The 20207-nt window shown below is 70.8% G+C and carries 15 protein-coding genes and 2 pseudogenes; 8 read left to right on the top strand and 9 right to left on the bottom strand.

Annotated elements, in window-relative coordinates; genetic code table 11:
- Positions 1–109: 109 nt before the first annotated feature.
- From narI to ACFW6B_RS08900, 4 genes are read right to left on the bottom strand one after another with little or no spacing between them, the layout of a single operon-like run.
- Positions 110–838: a respiratory nitrate reductase subunit gamma gene (narI, locus tag ACFW6B_RS08915; RefSeq protein ID WP_386593543.1), complete on the bottom strand. Its 729-nt coding sequence runs from the start codon at positions 836–838 to the stop codon at positions 110–112.
- Positions 835–1449 carry a nitrate reductase molybdenum cofactor assembly chaperone gene (narJ, locus tag ACFW6B_RS08910; RefSeq protein WP_386593541.1) on the bottom strand — a complete coding sequence of 205 codons (615 nt, stop codon included), beginning with the start codon at positions 1447–1449 and terminating at the stop codon, positions 835–837. The genes narI and narJ overlap by 4 nt, the downstream gene beginning before the upstream one ends.
- Positions 1446–3221, bottom strand: coding sequence for a nitrate reductase subunit beta (gene narH, locus ACFW6B_RS08905; RefSeq protein WP_386593539.1), 1776 nt, complete (start codon positions 3219–3221; stop codon positions 1446–1448). Before narH ends, narJ begins: the two co-directional genes overlap by 4 nt.
- A gap of 1 nt (position 3222) precedes the next feature.
- The gene (locus ACFW6B_RS08900; protein WP_386593556.1) at positions 3223–6900 is read right to left on the bottom strand and encodes a nitrate reductase subunit alpha; all 3678 of its coding nucleotides are present in this window, start codon (positions 6898–6900) and stop codon (positions 3223–3225) included.
- Between the two features lie 272 nt (positions 6901–7172).
- Between ACFW6B_RS08900 and ACFW6B_RS08895 the strand changes: the two genes are divergently transcribed.
- Positions 7173–8459: a protein kinase gene (locus ACFW6B_RS08895; protein WP_386593536.1), complete on the top strand. Its 1287-nt coding sequence runs from the start codon at positions 7173–7175 to the stop codon at positions 8457–8459.
- Positions 8460–8497: 38 nt separating this feature from the next.
- Here the strand turns inward: ACFW6B_RS08895 and ACFW6B_RS08890 are convergent, their stop codons facing one another.
- Together ACFW6B_RS08890 and ACFW6B_RS08885 are read right to left on the bottom strand one after the other, a co-directional pair.
- On the bottom strand, positions 8498–9019 hold the full coding sequence (locus ACFW6B_RS08890) for an SMI1/KNR4 family protein (protein ID WP_386593553.1): 522 nt from the start codon (positions 9017–9019) through the stop codon (positions 8498–8500).
- A gap of 6 nt (positions 9020–9025) precedes the next feature.
- Positions 9026–9337 (bottom strand): annotated as a pseudogene (locus ACFW6B_RS08885) (Scr1 family TA system antitoxin-like transcriptional regulator); the annotation flags it as partial.
- A gap of 333 nt (positions 9338–9670) precedes the next feature.
- Here ACFW6B_RS08885 and ACFW6B_RS08880 point away from each other — a divergent pair.
- The 3 genes and pseudogenes from ACFW6B_RS08880 to ACFW6B_RS08870 form a co-directional block, all read left to right on the top strand.
- On the top strand, positions 9671–10069 hold the full coding sequence (locus tag ACFW6B_RS08880) for a hypothetical protein (protein WP_386593534.1): 399 nt from the start codon (positions 9671–9673) through the stop codon (positions 10067–10069).
- A gap of 259 nt (positions 10070–10328) precedes the next feature.
- Positions 10329–11696, top strand: a complete 1368-nt coding sequence (locus ACFW6B_RS08875; RefSeq protein WP_386593532.1) for a hypothetical protein — start codon at positions 10329–10331, stop codon at positions 11694–11696.
- A 293-nt stretch (positions 11697–11989) separates the two neighbouring features.
- Positions 11990–12088 (top strand): annotated as a pseudogene (locus ACFW6B_RS08870) (ATP-binding protein); the annotation flags it as partial.
- 166 nt (positions 12089–12254) lie between these two features.
- Here ACFW6B_RS08870 and ACFW6B_RS08865 read toward each other — a convergent pair.
- A complete protein-coding gene (locus tag ACFW6B_RS08865; protein WP_386593530.1) occupies positions 12255–13151 on the bottom strand; it encodes a LysR family transcriptional regulator in 897 nt (298 codons plus the stop codon).
- A gap of 99 nt (positions 13152–13250) precedes the next feature.
- On the opposite strand from ACFW6B_RS08865, the gene ACFW6B_RS08860 reads away from it, so the two are divergent.
- Both ACFW6B_RS08860 and ACFW6B_RS08855 read left to right on the top strand, forming a co-directional pair.
- On the top strand, positions 13251–13616 hold the full coding sequence (locus ACFW6B_RS08860) for a YybH family protein (RefSeq protein WP_386593527.1): 366 nt from the start codon (positions 13251–13253) through the stop codon (positions 13614–13616).
- Positions 13617–13690: 74 nt separating this feature from the next.
- Positions 13691–13915 carry a DUF3293 domain-containing protein gene (locus tag ACFW6B_RS08855; protein WP_386593525.1) on the top strand — a complete coding sequence of 75 codons (225 nt, stop codon included), beginning with the start codon at positions 13691–13693 and terminating at the stop codon, positions 13913–13915.
- Here ACFW6B_RS08855 and ACFW6B_RS08850 read toward each other — a convergent pair.
- On the bottom strand, positions 13888–17613 hold the full coding sequence (locus ACFW6B_RS08850; protein ID WP_386593524.1) for a helix-turn-helix domain-containing protein: 3726 nt from the start codon (positions 17611–17613) through the stop codon (positions 13888–13890). The two genes, ACFW6B_RS08855 and ACFW6B_RS08850, sit on opposite strands and share 28 nt — an antisense overlap.
- 219 nt (positions 17614–17832) lie before the next feature.
- Here ACFW6B_RS08850 and ACFW6B_RS08845 point away from each other — a divergent pair, with 219 nt between their 5' ends.
- The gene (locus tag ACFW6B_RS08845; protein WP_386593522.1) at positions 17833–19008 is read left to right on the top strand and encodes an acyltransferase family protein; all 1176 of its coding nucleotides are present in this window, start codon (positions 17833–17835) and stop codon (positions 19006–19008) included.
- Between the two features lie 81 nt (positions 19009–19089).
- On the opposite strand, the gene ACFW6B_RS08840 is transcribed toward ACFW6B_RS08845, so the two are convergent.
- Positions 19090–19527: a DUF6299 family protein gene (locus tag ACFW6B_RS08840; RefSeq protein WP_386593520.1), complete on the bottom strand. Its 438-nt coding sequence runs from the start codon at positions 19525–19527 to the stop codon at positions 19090–19092.
- A 460-nt stretch (positions 19528–19987) separates the two neighbouring features.
- On the opposite strand from ACFW6B_RS08840, the gene ACFW6B_RS08835 reads away from it, so the two are divergent.
- The gene (locus ACFW6B_RS08835; RefSeq protein WP_386593518.1) at positions 19988–20182 is read left to right on the top strand and encodes a DUF5999 family protein; all 195 of its coding nucleotides are present in this window, start codon (positions 19988–19990) and stop codon (positions 20180–20182) included.
- Positions 20183–20207 lie beyond the last annotated feature (25 nt).

Below are 20207 nucleotides of genomic sequence, written 5' to 3'. Positions count from 1 at the left end.
GGGGGGGGGGGGGGGGTCTGGGGGGGGCGGGGGGGGGGGGGGGCTTCTGCCCCGCCCCCGGCCGGGGGGGGCCCGGGGGGGCGGGGCGCCGCCTGGGCGGTCTGGGCGGTCACTGCACTCGCTCCCATCCGGGCCGCTCGGAACGGGTGCCGAGCTGACCGCGTTCACGGCTGCGGTACACGATGTAGGGGCGGAAGAGGTACTGCACGGGGGCGCTGAACATGTGGATCAGCCGGGTGTAGGGGACGAGGGCGATGAGGACGCACCCGATGACGATGTGGATCTGGTAGGCGACCGGCACGCCGTTCATCCGCTCGTAGTCCGGACTCAGGGTGAAGACGCTGCGCAGCCACGGGGAGATGGTGGTGCGGTAGTCGTACCCGTGGCCTCCCGCGTGCGCGAGCTTGGCGATCATGCCCATGAGGATGGCGGCGAGCAGGACGACGTACATGAGCTTGTCGTTGCGGGTGGTGGCGAGGAAGACCGGTCCGTTGGTGCGGCGGCGGTAGATCAGCACCGCGATGCCGGCGACGGTGGCGAGGCCGGCGAGCGTGCCGCTGTAGAGGGAGAGGTTGTGGTACGTGGACTCGCTGATCCCCATGGCGCTGGTCCAGGAGTCGGGGACGAACAGTCCGACCAGATGGCCGACGAGGACGAAGAGGATGCCGTAGTGGAACACCGGGGACGCGATCCGCAGCAGCCTCGACTCGTAGAGCTGCGAGGAGCGGGTCGTCCAGCCGAACTTGTCGTAGCGGTAGCGCCAGATGATCCCGCCGACGAGCAGGACGATCGTGACGTAGGGCATGGCCGTCCACAGGAGGCTGTCGGCGAGGCTCATCGGGTGACCACCTCCAGGAGCGGGGTTCCGTACGGCGCGAGTCCCACGTCCTCGCGCGGTGGTCCGCTCCGTGCCATGGCCTGGGCGGCGGCACGGTCGCGGGGGGAGGCGCCGGGAAGGGTGGCGACCAGGGCTTCGAGGACGCCGGCCCAGGGCGAGGCGGCGTCGACGAGGGCGAAGCGCAGCAGTTCCAGCGCCGGGCGGTTCTCGCGCAGGAGGGTGTCGGTGCCGGTGAGGGCGCAGAACTCGCAGACGGCCGGGAGGAAGTCGGGGAGTTCGCCGGTGTCCGCGTGCTCCCAGCCGTGCTCCCGGTAGATCTCCTTGAGGCGCACCAGGGAGCGGCCGCGGCGGCGGGTGTCGCCGTCGGTCCACCAGGTGAGGTACAGGCAGCGGCGGCCGGAGAAGTCGAACGTCCGGACGTAGTCCTGCCGGAGCCGGTCGGGGTCCGTGCCGCCCGCGTGGTCGAGGAAGGCGCGCAACTCCGCTCTTCCCGGGCCCGGTCGTTCGTCGAGGGCCGTGCGCAGGACACCGAGTCCGGCGTGGAACTCGTCGTCGGGGTAGGCCAGACAGCGGGCGGCCGCCACGTGGACGACGGCGTGCGGGGCGGTCATCTCTCCTCCTCGTCGTCGTTCGCGTTCCCGGGTGGGTGCGGACCGCTGCCCGGTGTGCCGGTGCCGCCGGTCCCGTCGTTCTTGCCGGTCCCGCCGTTCCGGTCGGGGAACAGGCCGTCGGGGCGGCCCAGGCCGTCCCAGTTGAGGAGGTTGACGCGGCTGCGGCCGGTGTCGGCGGGCGTGTCCGCGGTCTGGCGGTCGCGCAGGACGTGGAAGTTCTCCACGGACATCGGCGGGGACTCGCCGGACCCCTCGCCGTAGGGTCCTGAGCCGCCCATGCCGGGGCCGCCCGCGTAGTCGAGGCTGCACTCGTCGGGCAGGACGGACTCCTCCAGCCGCCGTGCGTCGCCGACGGCGGCGGTGGGGATCACGTACCGCTCGTCGTACTTGGCGATGGCCAGCAGCCGGTACATCGCGTACATGTCGTCGCCGGACATGCCGGCCGACCGGGCGATCCGCGCGTCGACCGGGGCCTGGCCCGAGGGGTCGCCGGCGAGCAGCCCGGGGCGCATCGCGGCGCGCATCGCGGCGAGCTTCTCCAGCGAGGCGCGTACGGGCGCGGTGTCACCGGCGGTGAACAGTTCGGCGAGGTACTCCAGGGGGATGCGCAGGGTGCTGATGGCGCCGAAGAGGTTGTCGGCGTCCTCACCGTCGAAGCCGGTCTCGGTGAGGGCCTCGACGACCGGGGAGAGCGGCGGGATGTACCAGACCATCGGCATCGTGCGGTACTCCGGATGGAGCGGGAGCGCCACCTTGTACTTGCTGATGAGGGCGTGGACGGGGGAGCGACGGGCCGCGTCGATCCAGTCCTGGGCGATGCCCGCGCGCTCCGCCTCCCGGCGCACGACGGGGTCCTCGGGGTCCAGGAACACACCGAGCTGGGCCTCGTAGAGGTCGGTGTCGTCGGGGGCGGAGGCCGCTTCCAGGACCTTGTCGGCGTCGTAGAGCATGACGCCGAGGTAGCGCAGCCGTCCGACGCAGGTCTCGGAGCAGACGGTGGGCAGGCCGACTTCGAGGCGCGGGTAGCACAGCGTGCACTTCTCGGCCTTGCCGGTGCGGTGGTTGAAGTAGACCTTCTTGTACGGGCAGCCGGTGACGCACATGCGCCAGCCCCGGCACTGGTCCTGGTCGACCAGGACGATGCCGTCCTCCTGCCGCTTGTACATCGCGCCGGAGGGGCACGAGGCGACGCAGGACGGGTTCAGGCAGTGCTCGCAGATGCGCGGCAGATAGAACATGAAGGTCTGCTCGAAGGCGAACTTCACTTTCTCCGAAGCCTGTTCACGGACCTTGGCCACCATCGGGTCCAGGGCGCCGTGTTCGCTGACGCCACCGAGGTTGTCGTCCCAGTTGGCGCTCCACTCGATCTTGAAGGGCTTCCCGCTGAGGAGCGAGCGCGGCTGGGCCACGGGGATGTCGTCGCCGAGAGGGGCGTCGACGAGGTTGGCGTACTCGTACGTCCACGGCTCGTAGTAGTCGCTGATGTTGGGCAGCTTGGGGTTGGAGAAGATGTTGGCGAGCTTGGAGAAGCGTCCGCCGCCCTTCAGTTTCAGCCGGCCGCGCTTGTTGAGTTCCCAGCCGCCCTTCCACGCCTCCTGGTCCTCGTAGCGGCGCGGATATCCCTGCCCGGGGCGGGTCTCGACGTTGTTGAACCAGACGTACTCCATGCCACCACGGTTCGTCCACGCCTGTTTGCAGGTGACGGAACAGGTGTGGCAGCCGATGCACTTGTCGAGGTTCATGACCATCGCGATCTGTGCCATGACGCGCATGTCAGTACTCCACCGGTTCGGTGCGGCGCCGGATGACCGTGATCTCGTCGCGCTGGTTCCCGGTCGGCCCCAGGTAGTTGAACGCCCAGCTCAACTGGGCGTATCCGCCGATGAGATGGGACGGCTTGAGCAGCAGCCGGGTGAGGGAGTTGTGGGTTCCGCCGCGCTTGCCCGTCGTCTGCGTCTTGGGGGTGCCGACGACGCGGTCCTGCGCGTGGTGCATGTACACCGTCCCCTGCGGCATGCGGTGGCTGACGACCGCGCGGGCCGCGACGACGCCGTTGCGGTTGACCGCCTCGATCCAGTCGTTGTCGCGCACGCCGATCGTCTCGGCGTCCTGCGGGGACATCCAGATGTTCTGGCCGCCGCGGGACAGCGACAGCATCAGCAGGTTGTCCTGGTACTCGGAGTGGATGGACCACTTGCTGTGCGGGGTGAGGTAGCGGACGGTCACCTCCGCCCGACCGTCGTCGCCGGTGGAGACCCGGTCGCCGAAGAGCCGCCGCATGTCCAGGGGCGGCCGGTAGACGGGCAGCGCCTCGCCGAGTTCGTGGATCCAGTCGTGGTCGAGGAAGAAGTGCTGGCGTCCGGTGAGGGTGTGCCAGGGCTTGGCGTGCTCGGTGTTGAGGGTGAAGGCGGTGTAGCGGCGCCCGCCCGCCTCACTGCCCGACCACTCCGGGGAGGTGATGACCGGGACCGGTGCCGCCTGGGTGTCGGCGTACGTGATGCGCTTGCCCTCGTGCTCGGCGGCGAGGTGGGCCATCGGCTGCCCGGTGCGGCGCTCCAGGGTGTGGAAGCCCTGGGTGGCGAGGTGGCCGTTGGTGGTTCCGGACAGGGCGAGGATCGTGTTCGCGGCCTTGACCGCGGTGTCGAGGAGCGGCCGTCCCACCGCCGGCCCGGCCATACGGATGCCGTGCCGGTCGGCGAGCAGCCGCACCTCCTCCGCCACGTCGAAGGCGATGCCCTTGACCGGCAGGCCGAGCTTCTCCGCCAGCGGACCGAGGGTCGCCATCTTCTCGCCGATCGCGCCGTAGTCCCGCTCCACCACGGTCAGTTGGGGCATGGTCTTCCCCGGTACGGGCTCGCACTCGCCCTTGCGCCAGTCCAGGGCCACGCCCCCGGGCTGCGCGGTCTCGCCCGGGGTGTCGTGCTGGAGGGCGGTGGCGACGATGTCGCGGCGCACGCCGAGGTGCCTCGCCGCCATCGCGGAGAAGGACTGGGCCAGGGCGTGGAAGGCGGCGAAGTCGGTGCGGGCCTGCCACGGCGGGTCGACGGCCGGGGTGAAGGAGTGCACGTAGGGGTGCATGTCCGTGCTGGACAGGTCGTGCTTCTCGTACCAGGTGGCGGCCGGCAGGACGACGTCCGACATGAGGGTGGAGGAGGTCATGCGGAAGTCCAGCGACAGCAGCAGGTCGAGCTTCCCCTCGGGCGCCTTCTCGTGCCAGCGCACGTCGCGGGGACGCTCGTCGGGGGCGGCCTCCTCGGCGCCGAGCGAGGAGGAGGTGCCGAGCAGGTGCTTCTGGAAGTACTCGGTGCCCTTCGCCGACGAGCCGAGCAGGTTCGCCCGCCAAAGGGTCACGATCCTGGGCCAGTTGGCGGGGGCGTCCGGGTCCTCTCCGGCGAATCCCAGCTTGCCTTCCTTGAGTTGGTCCACCACGTACGCGGCCGGGTCCTGGTCGCCCGCCTCGTCGCACAGGTCGAGCGGGTTGCGGTCGAACGTGGGGTAGGAGGGCATCCAGCCCGAACGGGTCGACTGGGCGAGGCAGTCGGCGGCCGTCATCCCGGCGAAGGCCCCGCTGCCGAGCGGGGAGGCGAGGACGTCGGCGCGGTAGTGGTCGTAGCGCCACTGGTCGGTGTTGAGGAACCAGTAGGCGGTGCCGATCATCTGCCGCGGCGGACGCGACCAGTCGGACGCGGCGGCGAGGGTGGCCCAGCCGGTCGCCGGGCGGCACTTCTCCTGGCCGACGTAGTGCGCCCAGCCGCCGCCGTTGCGGCCCTGGCAGCCGGTGAGCTGGAGGAGGGCGAGGAAGCCCCGGTAGGTCGTCTCGGCGTGGAACCAGTGGTTCGTGCCGGCGCCCATGAGGATCATGCAGCGGCCCCGGGACCGCTCGGCGGTGTCCGCGAACTCCCGTGCGGTACGGACGGCCGCCGCGGCCGGGACGGAGGTGTGGACCTCCTGCCAGGCGGGCGTGCAGGGGACGGACGCGTCCTCGTACCCCTTCGGCCAGGTGCCGGGCAGTCCGGCGCGGCCGACGCCGTACTGGGCGAGCAGCAGGTCGTACACGGTCGTCACCAGGTGATCGCCGACGCGGACGGCGGGGACGCCGGCTGCGCGGACCGCGCCGCTGCCCTGGCCGTGCGGTCCGCCGTCGGTGTCGAAGCGGGGCAGCAGCACCTCGGTCGGGACGGCTCCGTCACGTTCGTGCAGCGTGAGCCGTGGCTTCAGGTCACCGAGTTCCAGGTTCCACCGGCCCTCGCCCGACTCGGTCCAGCGGAAGCCGAGCGACCCGCCGGGGACCTCCGGCTTGCCGGTGTCGTCGTCGAGGACGACCGTCTTCCACTCCGCGCCCTCCGCGGTGTCGCCGAGGTCGGAGGCGCGCAGGAACTTGTCCGGGACGTGCCCGCCGTCGCGTTCCCGCAGGGTGACGAGGAACGGCAGGTCGGTGAACCGCCGGACGTAGTCCGTGAAGAACGGCACCTGCCGGTCGACGAAGAACTCCTTGAGCACGACGTGGCCCATCGCGAGGGCCAGCGCCCCGTCGGTGCCGGGGTGGGGGTGCAGCCACTCGTCGGCGAACTTGGTGTTGTCGGCGTAGTCCGGGGAGACCACGACGACCTTCTGGCCGCGGTAGCGCGCCTCGGCCATCCAGTGCGCGTCCGGGGTCCGGGTGACCGGGACGTTGGAGCCCCACATCATCAGGTACGCCGCGTCCCACCAGTCCCCCGACTCCGGGACGTCCGTCTGGTCGCCGAAGACCTGCGGGGAGGCGACCGGCAGATCGGCGTACCAGTCGTAGAACGACAGCATGGGGGCGCCGATGAGCGAGTGGAACCGGGCCCCGGCGGCGTGCGAGACCATGGACATCGCGGGGATCGGCGAGAAGCCGGCGATACGGTCGGGGCCGTACGCCTTGATGGTGTGGACGTGCGCGGCGGCGGCGATCTCCACGGCCTCGTCCCAGCTCGCCCGTGCCAGGCCGCCCTTGCCGCGGGCCTGCTGGTAGCGCCGGCGCCGCTCGGGGTCGGCCTGGATGTCGGCCCACGCCGTGACCGGATCCCCGGTGCGCGCCTTCGCCTCCCGGTACATCTCCAGGAGCACGCCGCGGACGTACGGGTAGCGCACGCGGGTCGGCGAGTACGTGTACCAGGAGAAGGCCGCCCCGCGCGGGCAGCCGCGCGGCTCGTACTCGGGGCGGTCCGGGCCGACGCTCGGGTAGTCCGTCTCCTGGGTCTCCCAGGTGATGATGCCGTCCTTGACGTACACCTTCCACCGGCAGGAACCGGTGCAGTTGACCCCGTGCGTGGAGCGCACGACCTTGTCGTGGCTCCACCGGTCCCGGTAGAAGACGTCGCCGCCGCGCCCGCCCTCCTTGGAGAGGGTGCGCAGATCGGCGGAGGTCTCACCGCGCCGGAAGAACCGCCCGGTGCGCAGCAGCAGCTCACTGGCGGTGCCGTCCATCCCGGCGGTACCTCGCCCCTGGTTCGCGGGCACGACTGCTCCTCTCGGCGGGCTTCACCTCAGGGCACCATCGACGGGCGGGGGGCGCATGTCTGGGGAGGCCGAAAGGGTGAGTGCGGCGCGGGCCGACCCGCAGGATCGACCCGCGCAGGCCGGTCATTCGCCCGGCATGCGGAAGTCATCCGATGTCCGATCCGACCATTTCCGGGACATTGACGAGCCAATTGATCAACTTCGCCTGGTCGTAGGCGACTTGTGCCATGATCGGCGCCGTGGGGGACACATGGGGACCTGGAACGACGCTGGCCGGTGGCCGCTACCGGATCGACGCGAAGCTCGGCAGCGGCGGCATGGCCGAGGTCTTCCGGGCCTACGACACGAAGCTGGCCCGTACGGTCGCGCTCAAGGTGATGCTGGCCGACCTGTCGTCGGACGACGGATATCCGGCCCGGTTCCGGCGTGAGGCCCAGGCCATGGCCGCCATCAGCCATCCGCAGGTCGTGGCGGTCCACGACATGGGGGACGAACCCGTCCCGTACATCGTGATGGAACTCGTCGAGGGCCGCAGCCTCGCCGATCTGCTGGCCGCACGACGCCACCTGCCGGTGACACAGGCTCTCGACCTCGCCTCGCAGGTACTGGCCGGACTCGCCGTGGCCCACGCGCAAGGGCTGGTCCACCGCGACATCAAGCCGGGGAACGTACTGCTGGCGACGGACGGCACCGCGAAGGTGGCGGACTTCGGCATCGCGCGGGCCGCCGAGGGGACCGGGACCATTCTCACGCGAACCGGCCTGATGATCGGCACCCCGCACTTCATGTCACCCGAACAGGTGCTCGGCCGCTCCGGCATCGACCCCCGCTCCGATCTCTACTCGGTCGGCGTGATGCTGTTCCAGATGCTCACCGGGCGCCTCCCCTTCGAGGCGGACTCCGGCTACTCGGTCGGCTACCTGCACCTCACCGCCCCGCCGCCCACCCTCGCCTCCCTGGGCATCGCGGCGGGCCCGGTGGCGGAGGCCGTACTGGCCCGCGCCCTGGCGAAGGACCCGGACCAGCGCTACCCGGACGCGGAGTCGATGCGCGCGGCCCTGCGGGAACCTGTTCCGACACCGCCGCCGCGGCAGCCCGCCTTCGGGCCACCGCAACGGCCTGCCTTCGTGCCACCGCAGCAGCCCGGTTTCGGTCCGTCGCAGCAGCCGACCTTCCTGCCACCGCAGCAGACCGTCTTCGTGCCGTCGCAGCCGCCTCGGTCCCCGGTGGGCAAGGCCCCCCGAGGCCCGGTGTCCCGCGTCTGCCGGCTGGTCCTCGCCCTTGCGCTCATCCCTTTCATGGGGCTGATGATTTCGCAGATGAAAAGCGAGGAGAGCAGCAGCGGGTTGGTGATATTCGGGTTCTTGGTCGCGCCGGTGCTGGGGCTGTGGCTGTCGTGCTCGGCCGTCACCCGGCGCAGCGGGCGGCTGAGCAAGGGGGTCAAGGTCTCGGCGACTGTCGGGATCGTCGTTTACGGGGCACTGGTGCTGATCCTTCTGATCGGCGCCATGAGCGACCTGACCTGAACTTGCCGGCCTGAGCTTGCCTGGTCGCCCTGGTCCGTTTACTGATACCAGTCGTCGCCACCGGCACGCAGCGAACGGCCGAGGTAGTCCCGCAGGTCGTTGGCCACCCATCGGCGGCTGTCGCTCTCGTGCTCCCAGACGAACACGTCCGCACGCTCAGGCTTCTGCACGAAGGCGAATTGATCACCGCCCCCGTTGTCCCCGAAAAACAAAAAGGCATCGAAAGACATATAGAGCCGAGCCAAGGATTCGTCGGACCAGAAGAAGAGGTTCTGCTCGACGATCTGGTCGACAGTCCAGACGGTGTCGACGTGAGTGCGGCCGATCACACCGTTGCTCTCCAGAAGCAACTGCTTGAGCTCCGTCGGCAGACTTCGCCCGAGCCGCAGCTCAGCCCCGGCAAGCGCTGACGCGTCGACCGGCTCCCGGATCCCTGCTTCAGGAAAGGCTTCCAGCACTACTTGTCTCCACACGGCCGAGCAGCTTACCCAAACCCGGCAGAACGGACGGGCAGCTTTTGCGAGCCAGGAGTCCGAGTCCGGACGGCTGCGCGGACGCAGGGGCGTCGACTCTCGTGGAGTGAGCGCCTGGGCCCGGATAATCCCATACTGCGACTCAAGCTCTCGGACGGGTGTCCGCTCGGTGTAAAGGTGACTGCTTTTCTGAACCTCCACGTACGCGATCCGCTGCCCCGACTTGGTCTCGATCAAGGTGAACGGACCTGCAAGTCCTGCGCGATCCTCCCGTTGCAGGGGCATGACCTGGATCTCGACATTGCGGTCCTGCCCGGTGAGCAAGCGCGTGTCGTACACATGCAGCTCGACCGCCTCCGCCTCCAGCCTGGCCACGCCCCGGAAGAACGCCGGGAACTCCGCCCGCTCCAGCCCCGCCCGCTCCCCTCAACCACCCGCGCCAACCGACGTCCACGCCAGGAAGCACACGTCCGCGAGGTCACCGAACCCCTGAAGTTCACCCGTACAAGCGCTCACCGTCGGTCGCGGCTCAGGCAGCCGAGCGGGCGGCCACCGCCCCGCGGCGGCCCCGCCTCTCCCGGCAATGCCCTGGCGCCGACACCGTCTCCCGCAAGCCACCCGCACGAGCGTGCGATCCAGAGAACGCACTGTCACAGGATCGTCACCGCCGGTACGTCCGCCGGGTGGGTCTGCCAGCCTGACGCCTGATCGCTTTCGTAGACATTTCGGGGAGAACCTGTGCACCACCGTACGTTCCCGGCCGTCCTCGCACTGGCCGCCCTGGCGTTCGCCGGCGGTTGCTCCGGCGATGACACGGGGAGCTCTTCCGCCGCCGACGGACAGCAGGTACCGGGCGCCTCGGCCGGTCTGGGGCTGCCCGGCTCCTCCGGCGAGACCGCGGACCCTGGAGCTCCCGACGCGCCGAACGGGGCCGCAGGTCAGGACCAGGAGGACTCGGGAGACGCCGACCCCGTCGACCAGTGCGCCACCGCGCTCCTCACGTACACGGGCGGCAGTCTGCCCGACGTGTGCGCGAGCCTGTCGCCCGATGATCTGGACGAGGCGACCGAAAGGGCCGCAGAGATCATGAAGATCAACCAACGGGCAAGGAAGGACACCCTCGACCTGATCGGCTGATCCGCTCGGGCCGGGCACGCCCGTAGCCGCCCGATCCGAGCGGGTCGGCTACGGGCGGCTACGCGTGGGCGGTCCGGCGTCCGGCCCGCAGACGCCCTCGATGTCCTCGGGAAAAGCGAGCCGGTCGGCCGGCGGCCGGATGTTCTCCGAAAGGGCCGGAAAACCCGGGCGCGGCGGGCCGTCCCGCCATGTGATGATCTTGCCGGTGCTCCGGGACCACCGGTGCGCCAGTCGCGCCATCACACCCTTGGGGAAAGCAATGAGACTGTTCTCCGCTGGATACCCGTTACGTCTCAGGTCCGGCGCCGCCATGGCGGTGGCGGGCCTGCTGACCGCCGGTCTCGCCGCGCCCGCGTTCGCCGACGCCGACCCGCCGCAGACCGACCAGTTGTGGGTCCACGAGCCGTACCAGCAGACGCTGCCGCTCGGCACCGACGGCGGCCGGCCGCAGTCCCGGACCCTCGGCGTCGGCCTCTACCACGACAACGAGAACTTCACGGTGACCGACGGCAGGCTCACCGTCGACATCTCCGGCCTCGCCGGGGTCGCCGAGGTGACCTGGCCCGACAACTGCACGCCGAGCGGCACGCGTGCGGTGTGCGACGTTCCTGTGGTTCCCGCGATCGGGGGCGACTACAAGGACCAGGTGTTCCTGACGGTGCGCGCGGCCGATGGCGCCGCTGTCGGCGCGAAGGGAAAGATCACCTACGAGGCCACGGCCACCGGCGGCCCCGGCGGCACGCTCACCGCGCCGCACAAGAGCTTCGACACCACGCTCACCGTCGGCTCCGGGCCCGACCTCGCCCTCGCCCCCATCGCCGGCATCGAGGACGGCCGGCCCGGCGACGAGCGGACGATCCCGTTCAAGGTCACCAACAACGGCAACGAGAGCGCGAACGGGATCAGCGTCAAGCTGTACGCCTCGTACGGCCTGACGGATCTGACCCGGTACGACGCCTGCACCTACACCACGACGAGCGGCGACGACTACGCGCCGTCGAACAAGGCGATCTGCACGTTCGACCAGGTGCTGGCACCGGGAGACTCCTTCGAGTTGCCCGAGCCGCTGACGGTGCGACTCGCCCCGCACGCGCTGAACGAACGGCTCGACATCGACGTCGAGCCGGGTGGCGGCGCCCAGGACCTCGACTCCGACAACGACTACACGGTCCTCCAGATCGGCGCGAAGAACACGGCGGACTTCTCCGTCACCGGTGACACCGTCTCCGGCGCGGCGGGTACGACGGCCACGGCCAAGCTCACGTTCAAGAACAACGGCCCGGCCTGGTTCGGCAACCTCGGCTCCGGCGACCCGGTCGCCGAGGTCCGGCTGATCGTGCCCCAGGGCACCACGGTCACCGGCGTACCGTCCGGCTGCTCCCCGCACACCCTCACCGGCGGCTACTACCCGAAGCAGACGGGCGCCCCGCGCTACGACTGCAACCTGCGGTACTGGGTCGTGGAGAACACCCAGCGCACGTTCGCGTTCTCCGTGCGCATCGACACCGTGGTGCCCGGCGCGACCGGCGCCGTGAGCATCCACCCCGCGTACGGCGAGTTCGGGACGGACCCGTTCGTCTTCGACCCGGACCTCACGAACAACACAGCGGTCCTGGCCGTCAACTGACCGGCTCGGGGTGCTCGCGGCATCAAGCGGGATGCCGCGAGCACCCCGCACATGATCGCGTCACGAGCTCGCGCCCGTGGGCCTCGTGGGCCTCGTGGGCGGAGCCGCACACCGCCGCTCACACGGAACACGCCGTCGCCCACAACGCCTCGCCGTGTGCGCGGCGGGCCTGGGCGCGGCAGGGTGTGCCCGGCAGCGTGGGCGTCATGAACAGCGAGCACTCTCCCGCCCTCGCCGCGGCGACCGAAACGTACGGCGCGGCAGGAGCGGGCACCGCGACGGACGAGTTCACGATGCGCTTCAGCTCCACACCGCGCGGGGCGCGTCTCGCGCGTCGGCTGGTGTCGCACCGGCTCGACGTCTGGGGGCACGCCTACGGCTCCCCCGTCAACACGGTGTGGGCGGAGTGTGCCCTGTGGGTCAGGGTGCTGGACAGCCCGTGCCGCGGATCTACCCGGGACCCGTGCCGGCACATGGCCTGACAGCTGTTCCCCGAGGGTCTGTCGCCTCACATCGGGGAGTAGTCCCGTGGGTTCGCGGTGAAGCCGTCGGCCGACCTTACTGGCGCAACCCCGGAAGGTCCGCGAAGGCTCGTCGGCTGTGCACGAGCAGTTCGCGTACCGAGGGATTGTGCGTGCTCCGCCAGACCAGGGCGAGCAATGCCGGTGTTTCGACGTCGTCGATGGTGCGGGCGGTGAGCCGGTCGCGGTACCTCGCGGCCATCGAGCCGCTGAGGACGGCGACGCCGAGCCCGCGGGCGGCGAGGTCGGCGATGGCGTCCGCGGCGCTGGCCTGCAGTGCGATCGCGGACTGGAGGTTCTGTGCGGCACAGGCCTGGTCGAACACCGCGCGCAGGCCGGTACCGGGCGGCATGCACACGATCGGATGGGCGATCAGGTCACGCAGGGTGACCCGCCGCCGTTCCGCCAAGGGGTGCCCGGCCGGGACCGCCGCGACGAGCCGTTCGCTGATGATCGTCAGCGCGTCCAGCCCGTCGGGGGTGGCGGCTGCGGCCCCGACGAGTGCCAGGTCGACGGTGCCGGTCCGCACCCCTTCGACGAGCCGGTCGGAGCTGTCCTCCAGCAGCGAGATCTCCACGCCGGGATGCGCCTCGTGGAATGCGGCGAGGGCGTCGAACAGCGGGGTGAGGGTGCAGCCGATGACCATGCCGACGGTGAGCCGGCCCCGGATCAGGTCGGTCACCTCGCCCACCGCCTGGCCGACGGCCCCGGCTGCCGCGAGTGCGGCGCGGGCGTGTTCGAGGGCGGCCTTCCCCGCGACGGTGAGGGTGACGGTGCGGGCGGAACGGTCGAACAACTCGGCATCGAGTTCCCGTTCGAGCTGGCGGATCTGGGCACTGACGCCGGACTGGCTGATGTGCACCCGCTCGGCCGCACGGGTGAAGTTCCGTTCCTCGGCGACCGCGACGAAGTATTCCAGCTGCCTCAGTTCCATGACTAGGGATTCTAGTTTATAGAAAATCCATCTGTTGGACTTCTGATCGGCGGGCGACCAGGCTTGAGGAGCACAGGAGCCCGACATCAGGAGGAACCCATGCCGGAGTACGAGAAGGCCATGCGCCCCGAGGACATCACCCGCTTGTTCGTCGAGCGGTCCAACGCCGGTGACGCGGCCGGGGTCGCCGCGCTCTACGAAGAGGACGCGGTGATGGCCTACCCGCCCGGCGAGCTGACGGTGGGGCGGGATGCGATCCGCGCGCTGTGGGAGAAGGTTCTGGCCCACGCTCCCCGCTTCGAGCCGGAACAGCCGCTGCCGACGCTGGTCAGCGGCGGCATCGCCCTCACCTCGACCCCGCCGAAGGACGGGGCCGGCGCGCGGGCGCAGGTCGTCAGGCGCCAGCCCGACGGAAGTTGGCTGCGCCTGCTCGACCAGCCCGAGTTCGCCCCGCCCACCCGCTGACCCTCTTGCCGTGATCCAAAGCCCTTGCATCGCGGCCTGTTGCTCGACGAGCTCGACCGGCGAGGACTCACCTGGTGACCCGCGGCGGGGGCGACGCGCGCGGCTCGCACACCGAGGAGAGCGTCGCTGTCGTCAGCATGAGCGAGGACGCCGCGCGGGAACTGGGGCGGCGCTTCGGCCAGGACGCGATCTTCACCTGGACCCCGGACGCGTGGCGCCTGTCGGCGTGTGGCAGCGACACCGCCGCCGTGGAGGATGCGGTGTGGTCCTGTCACACGGTCGGCCGGCAGTCGTCTTGAGCGGACTGGTCGTGCAGGTAGCGGGACTGTTCCAGTGGGGTGAGAGTGGCGCCGACGGCCTCGCAGACGGTACGGATCGCGCGGGCCGGGTCGGGCAGGTCGACGCTCCACAGTCCGACGGAACCGCCCGTGCCGACGGCCAGGGTCCGTCCGTCCGGGCTGAACGCGACTGTTCCCCGCGAGCGGGTCGGCAGGGTGATTCTGATCTGGCTGGTGGCGAGGTCCCACAGCTGGACTCCTCTCGCGCTGCTCACGGCCAGGGTGCGCGCATCGGGGCTGAAGGCCAGCGACGCCACCTCACCGCCGACACGGAAGCTGTCTTGGAGCCGACCGGTGCGCGTGTCCCATGTCTTCACGGATCCGCTGCCGCCGCCTGCGGTGGCCAGGGTGTGCCCGTCCGGGGTGAACGCGAGGGACAGCGGGCTCCCGGTGCCCGGCTTGACGGTGCGCTGTGCGCGGCCTGTCCCGGCGTCGAGCAGCCTGACCCGGTCGCCGTCGGCCTCGATGTCCACGACGGCGAGTGTGCGGCCGTCCGGGGTGAACGCCACAGCCCTGACGGTCTGGCCGTGGCCGGTGCGAACGGTGTGCAGCACGTCGGTGGAAAGGTTCCACATCCGCACCGATCCCTCGCTGCCGACGATGGCGAGCCGTGTCCCGTCGGGACTGCTGAAGACCGCAGTGTGGACGGCGCCCAGGGCACGGTTTCGGCGAAGGCGGCCCGTGGCGACCTCCCGGACCTCGATCACCCTGTTCTTGGTGGCCCTGTCCTCGACGACCCTGGCAGCCAGGGCGTGCCCGGTCAGGTCGAACCCCACGGCCCCGAGGCGGAGAACCGTGACGGGCGGTTGCTTTCCTCCGGGTGCCGAGTCGGTGTCGGTGTCGAGCGCCAGGACGGCTTCGCGATCACCGGTCCCGGCATCCCAGAGCTGTACCGACCCACGGCCGGGCGGCCCTTGGCGGACTGTGGCCACCGTGCGTCCGTCCGAACTGAAGACCAAGTCGCCGATGTACGTGCCGACGGGGCCGGGCAGAGTGGTCTGCGGAGGATAGGCGGGCAGGCGGTTGACGCGGATGACAGGACCCGAGTTGCTGCTGGTCACCAGGGTGCGGCCGTCAGAGCTCAGGGCCACTTTCATGCCCCGTCCGTGGTGACCGGCGGTCACGGCGGCCCGCTCCGTGCCGGAAGCGATGTCCCACAGTCGCACCGTATCCCCTGAGCCAGGGATGGCGAGGGTCCGCCCGTCGGGGGCGAAGGCCACCTCGTTCGACCCGACGGCACCGTCCCTGATGGTGTGCTGGACGATGCCGGTGGCCACCTCCCGCAGTTGCACCGAACCGTCGGTGCGGACAACCGCGTAGGTCCGGCCGTCGGGGCTGAGAGCCACCACCGTGCCGTCAGTTCGGCCGTCGTGGGTGGCCCGGGTGCGGCCGGTGGTCACGTCCCACACACGCACCAGTCCGCCGAGGCTCACCGCGATGAGGGTCCGTCCGTCAGGGCCGAAGGTGACCGCCTGGGGGTCGGAGTGGCCGGTGAAGCCGTGCCGCTTGCGGCCGGTGGCCACGTCCCACACCCGTACGACCGTCGCGGAGGCGGCGGCCACGGCACGTCCGTCAGGACTGAAGGCGATCCCGCGTACCGAACCGCCAGGGATGGTGAGGGTTCCGAGTTTCCTGCCGGTGGCGGGATCCCACAGGTGCATCACCCCGCCGGTGGCGACGGCGAGGGTGCGTCCATCGGGGCTGAACGCCGCGACTTCGCTGCCGTCGGGGCCGGTGAACGTGTGCCGGAGTCGGCCTCCGGGCAGATCCCAGATCCGCACTCTGCCGTCTCTGCTCTGGACTGCGAGGGTATGTCCGTCCGGGCTGAGAGCGATGGAGTCCACGGGTTCGGTGCCGCTGATCAGTCGCTCGCGCAGCGGTAGCGCCGCGGCGGCATACAGGGCGGCGGTGGCTTCGCGGGTCGGGCTGGTGCGGTAGGCGTGCACAGCGAGCAGGGACGCGAGGTCGGGGTCGGTGTCCAGCAGTGCACTGGACCGGGCGGCCAGTTGCCGGGACTGGGCCAGGTGCTGGGCGGTGACCGCGCTCTGCCGCTGCCCCACGGCGAGGCCGACGGCGACGAGGGTGAGGCACAGGGTGGCGGTGACCGCGGTGAGCACCAGCCGGTACCGGCGACGGCCCTTCTGCTCGTGGTCACGGCTCGCGTCCAGGAAAGCGCGCTCCAAGTCGTTCAGGTCCTCGCGCGATGCGCCGCCGAAGTGTTCCTGGGCGGCGCCGAGCCGGCTCCCGCGGCACAAAGCGTCCTTCTCCTGACCCAGTTCCTGCCAGGTGAGCGCCGCTTCGGTCAGGTTCCGGTGCACACGCAGGCGTTCGCGGTCTTCCTCGATCCACCCGCGCAGCCGGGGCCAGGCCGTGATCAGGGCCTCGTGCGCTGTCTCGACCGTGTCGCCGTCCAGGGTGAGCAGCCGCGCCCCGGCGAGTGCCTCCACCACCTGGTCGGTGTCGTCCCGGCCGGTGCCGGGCAGTTCCACGCGCTCGACGGGACGGCCGGTGTCGGGAGTACCGTCCCCGGGGGCGACCATGCGCAGCAACACCCGACGGGCGGCAGCCGCCTGGTCTTCGGTGAACCGGCCGTAGACGCCTTCGGCGGTCTTGGCGATCGCGCCGTGCAGGCATCCGGCCGCCTCGTACCCCGCCATGGTCAGTGTCTTGCCGCGGCGGCGGCGCCAGGTCTCCAGCAGTGCGTGGGACAGCAGCGGCAGCCCCCCGGGTTCGTCGGCGACCTCCTCGACCAGCCGGGCGGTCAGGGCCCGTTCCACGGTCAGTCCGGCGGCCGTGGCCGGCTTGACGACGGCGTCGCGCAGTTCCGCCCGGCTCATCGCTCCGGCCAAAAGGTTGGCGTCGCGCAGTGCGTCGGCCAGGTCGCGGTGCTCGGCGCAGCGGCCGTAGAAGTCGCCGCGCACCACCAGCAGCACCCGCAGGCCGCTCTCGGGCTGCCGGGCTGTCAGCAACAGATCGATGAAGCGACCGCGCTCGGCCGCATCGTGGCAGAGGGTGAACACCTCCTCGAACTGGTCGACGATCACGAACGTGTCCGCCCCGGTGCTGCCGTCGCGGGGAATCGCGGGTGCGAGGAGGGATGTGTGGCTGCGGGCGGGGCGTTCGCCCGGGGTCAGGATCCGGATCGCGGCCGGACGCAGGCCCGGCTCCTGAGCCTGCCGGAGGACGGGTATCAGGCCGGCCCGCAGCAGGGAGGACTTGCCGCTGCCGGAGGGGCCGAAAACCGCGGCGAACCGCCGACGGCGCAGCAGGTCGACCAGGTCGGCGGTGAGTTGTGCCCGGCCGAAGAACAGGCCGCTGTCCCCGGCCTCGAACCGCGACAGACCCCGGTACGGCGCGGGAGTCCCGTCCTCGTCCCGGGAACCGTCATCGGCGGACTCCTCCACCGCCTCCTTCCACCGGGCCTCCCATTCCGCCAGGTCTCCACCGCACGCCCCCGCATAGGCCAGGGCCACCGGCAGCGTCGGCAGCTGCTCGCCCGCCGCCGCCTGCGACAGCGTGGTCACCGAGTAGCCCGCCCTCCGGGCCAGCGACCGGTAGGTGATCCCGTCCGCCTCCGCTCTCAGCCTGCGTAACTCGGACGCGAACCGCTGCACCGGTCCCGCCGTCGGGTCCACCGGCACCTCACGACGCCCCGCCACACCTTCACCCCGTTCATTGTTCGACAGCGGGAACGGTACTGCCGAACAATGCTCCAGCCGGTGAACTCGGTGATCAGCGCACCCCGACCGGGCCTGCCTGATCGAAGAGGACCCTGCTCGCACATGGAATCCCCACCCCTCGTCACCGCTTCACCGAAACAGTCGTCGCCTGCCGCGTCGCGATCACTCACTGCCTTCTCGGCGGCTGGTGCGTCGCGGTTGGGCTGGCTGGACGCGTTGCGCGGTATCGCCGCACTCCTCGTGGTGTTCGACCACTCGTCGTACACCTTCATGGCGGACTTCCGAGGGGAGCTGATGCCGTACTTCAACACCAGTCGCTACGGCATCATGGTGTTCTTCCTGGTGAGCGGCTACATCATCCCCAGCTCGCTGGAGCGCCGGGGCTGTGTCCGGACGTTCTGGATCGGACGGATCTTCCGTGTGTACCCCCTGTGGGCGGCTGTGGTCACCGTGCTCCTGACCCTCAACACCCTGGGCATCGCGGAAATACGTGACTTTGGCCCTCAGAGCACCACCACCGTGGCTGTCGCCCACATCACCATGCTCCAGGAGCTGTTGGGGACACCCAGTCTCCTGCTCGTCCTGTGGACACTCTCCTACGAGATGTCCTTCTACCTGCTGGTCGTCGCTCTCTTCACGGTCCGCCTCCACCGGCGGTCCGCGGTGGTCGCGGGCATCCTGGCCGTGCTCGCCGCCGGGAGCGTGGCGGCAGGGGTGGCGCTGCCGCCCTCCGCCCTGTCCGGCTTCTTCGGCACCGGCCCGGTGATCACGTTCGCCTCGATCGCCATGGGGGTCGCCCTCTGCTGTGCCGGCACCGGGTCGGTCGTGCTCCGGGGGGCCGGGGGTGTGCTGGGCGGGGTGCTGGCGCTCGCGCTGGTCCCGTTCAACGGCACCGTCCCGTTGTGGGAGGGCCTGGTGATCCTCGCCGTGATGTTCCTCGGCACCACCGTCCACCGTGCCGAGAACGGTCAGTGCACCTGGCGCTTCGCGGCCGGCACCGCCGTCGTCGTGGCCGCCTGTGCCGTGGGAAGTGCGTACGGGTGGGGCGATGGTGACCACTTCACGAGGCGCGGTTGGATTGTCGCGTTCCTGCTGGCCGTGCTTACCTTCGGCGCTGGACTGGCATTGCGCGGCCGGTGCCTGCCGCGCGTCCTGACCGGGCTGGGAACGATCAGCTACTCGGTCTATCTGGTGCATCCGGTGCTGCTGGCGGTCATCGACCGTACGGTCGGCCGGCGCCAGCAGGACAGTCCCGCGCTCGAAGTGGCGTTCTTCACCGTGCTGCTGCCCCTGTGCCTGCTGACCTACCGTTGCATCGAAGCTCCGAGCCAGGCCTGGGGCCGCGGGTTGGCACGCCGCGTACCGCCATCGTGACGAACGCCCGGGCCACTGCCACGTGTGCGGGACGGGCCCGGGTACCGCACGGGCCCGTCCCGGGCGTCGGTGGACGCCCGTTCAGCCCCGCACGACGGTGATGTCCTGCTTCCGGGTGGCGTGGATCGTGGGCAGGGGAAGGCCGGTGGCGCTGAGGTCGAACACCGTGGCCTCGACCTGCGCCGGTCCCGGGACGAGGACGTGGGGTGCGTTCCTCTCCGAATTGCTCCAGCGGTGCTCCGCGCCGTCGCAGACCGCCGAGGAGCCGCCGACGGGGCGGCTGACCCAGGGATCGCCCTGGGTCACCGTGGAGGCCACGAACACGGGCCCGGCGGCTCCCGTGCAGCGGTAGGTGCCGGAAAGGGTGATGGTGCCGTCGGCGGCGACCTTGACGGTGGGGTCGACGGTCACCTCGTCGGACGGGGCGGACAGGGCGACGGCGGAGGGAGCGAGGAGCAGGAGCAGCGCGGCACCGGCGGCCACGCTGGCGGCCGCGCCGGCGGCCTGGCGGAACGACATGGGATACCTCCTGGAACGGGACCTGCAAGGGTGCTCAACAGGTACCGGTACAGGGCCCGAGGCCGGTGATCATCACCCCTTCGGTGGCGAGTCGGTACGACTGCCGGGGGCGGGCCGGCGCCTTCCGTCCCCGGGGAGCCGGCACGCACCTTCCCTCCGGGGAGTCGTCACCACCCGTTTCCCGGGACTCGGCACCGCCCGTCCCCGGAGTCGGCACCGCCCGTCCCCGGAGGCATCGGCACCCTCCGTCCCGGGAAGTCGGCACGTTCCCTCCCGGGGCACCGGCACCCTCCGCCCCGGAACCGACGCCCTCCGTCCCGGGGACGTCCGAGAGTTGTCCTCGTGTTGTCACGCTTCCCCGGCGGGTGTTCCGATCGGTTCGCCGCGCGGGCATCTTCTATGCATGCGAAGGCGACGACAGCGCCGCCGACACTCTTCGCATCCCACGTGGAGGTGCACCATGTGTTCACACCGGTCTTCGTGCCCGTCCGCGGACGCCGCCGGCCCGCACATCGTCTCGGCCCACCCCGAGCAGGGCTGGAACCTCCTGTGCAACGGCGCGATCGTCTTCGACGACAGCGGCGAACTGCTCCCCGACGGCAGCGTGGTCGCTCCGCACCGGGTGTTCGCCGGCCTGCTGGCCGTGGTGGCCTGAACCCTCCCCGACCCTCGGTCCCCGG

The sequence above is a fragment of the Streptomyces sp. NPDC058751 genome (assembly GCF_042746485.1).
Lineage (GTDB): Bacteria > Actinomycetota > Actinomycetes > Streptomycetales > Streptomycetaceae > Streptomyces.
The sequence above is the reverse complement of the archived record's forward strand: the minus strand, read 5'-3'. Positions and strand labels throughout refer to the sequence as shown.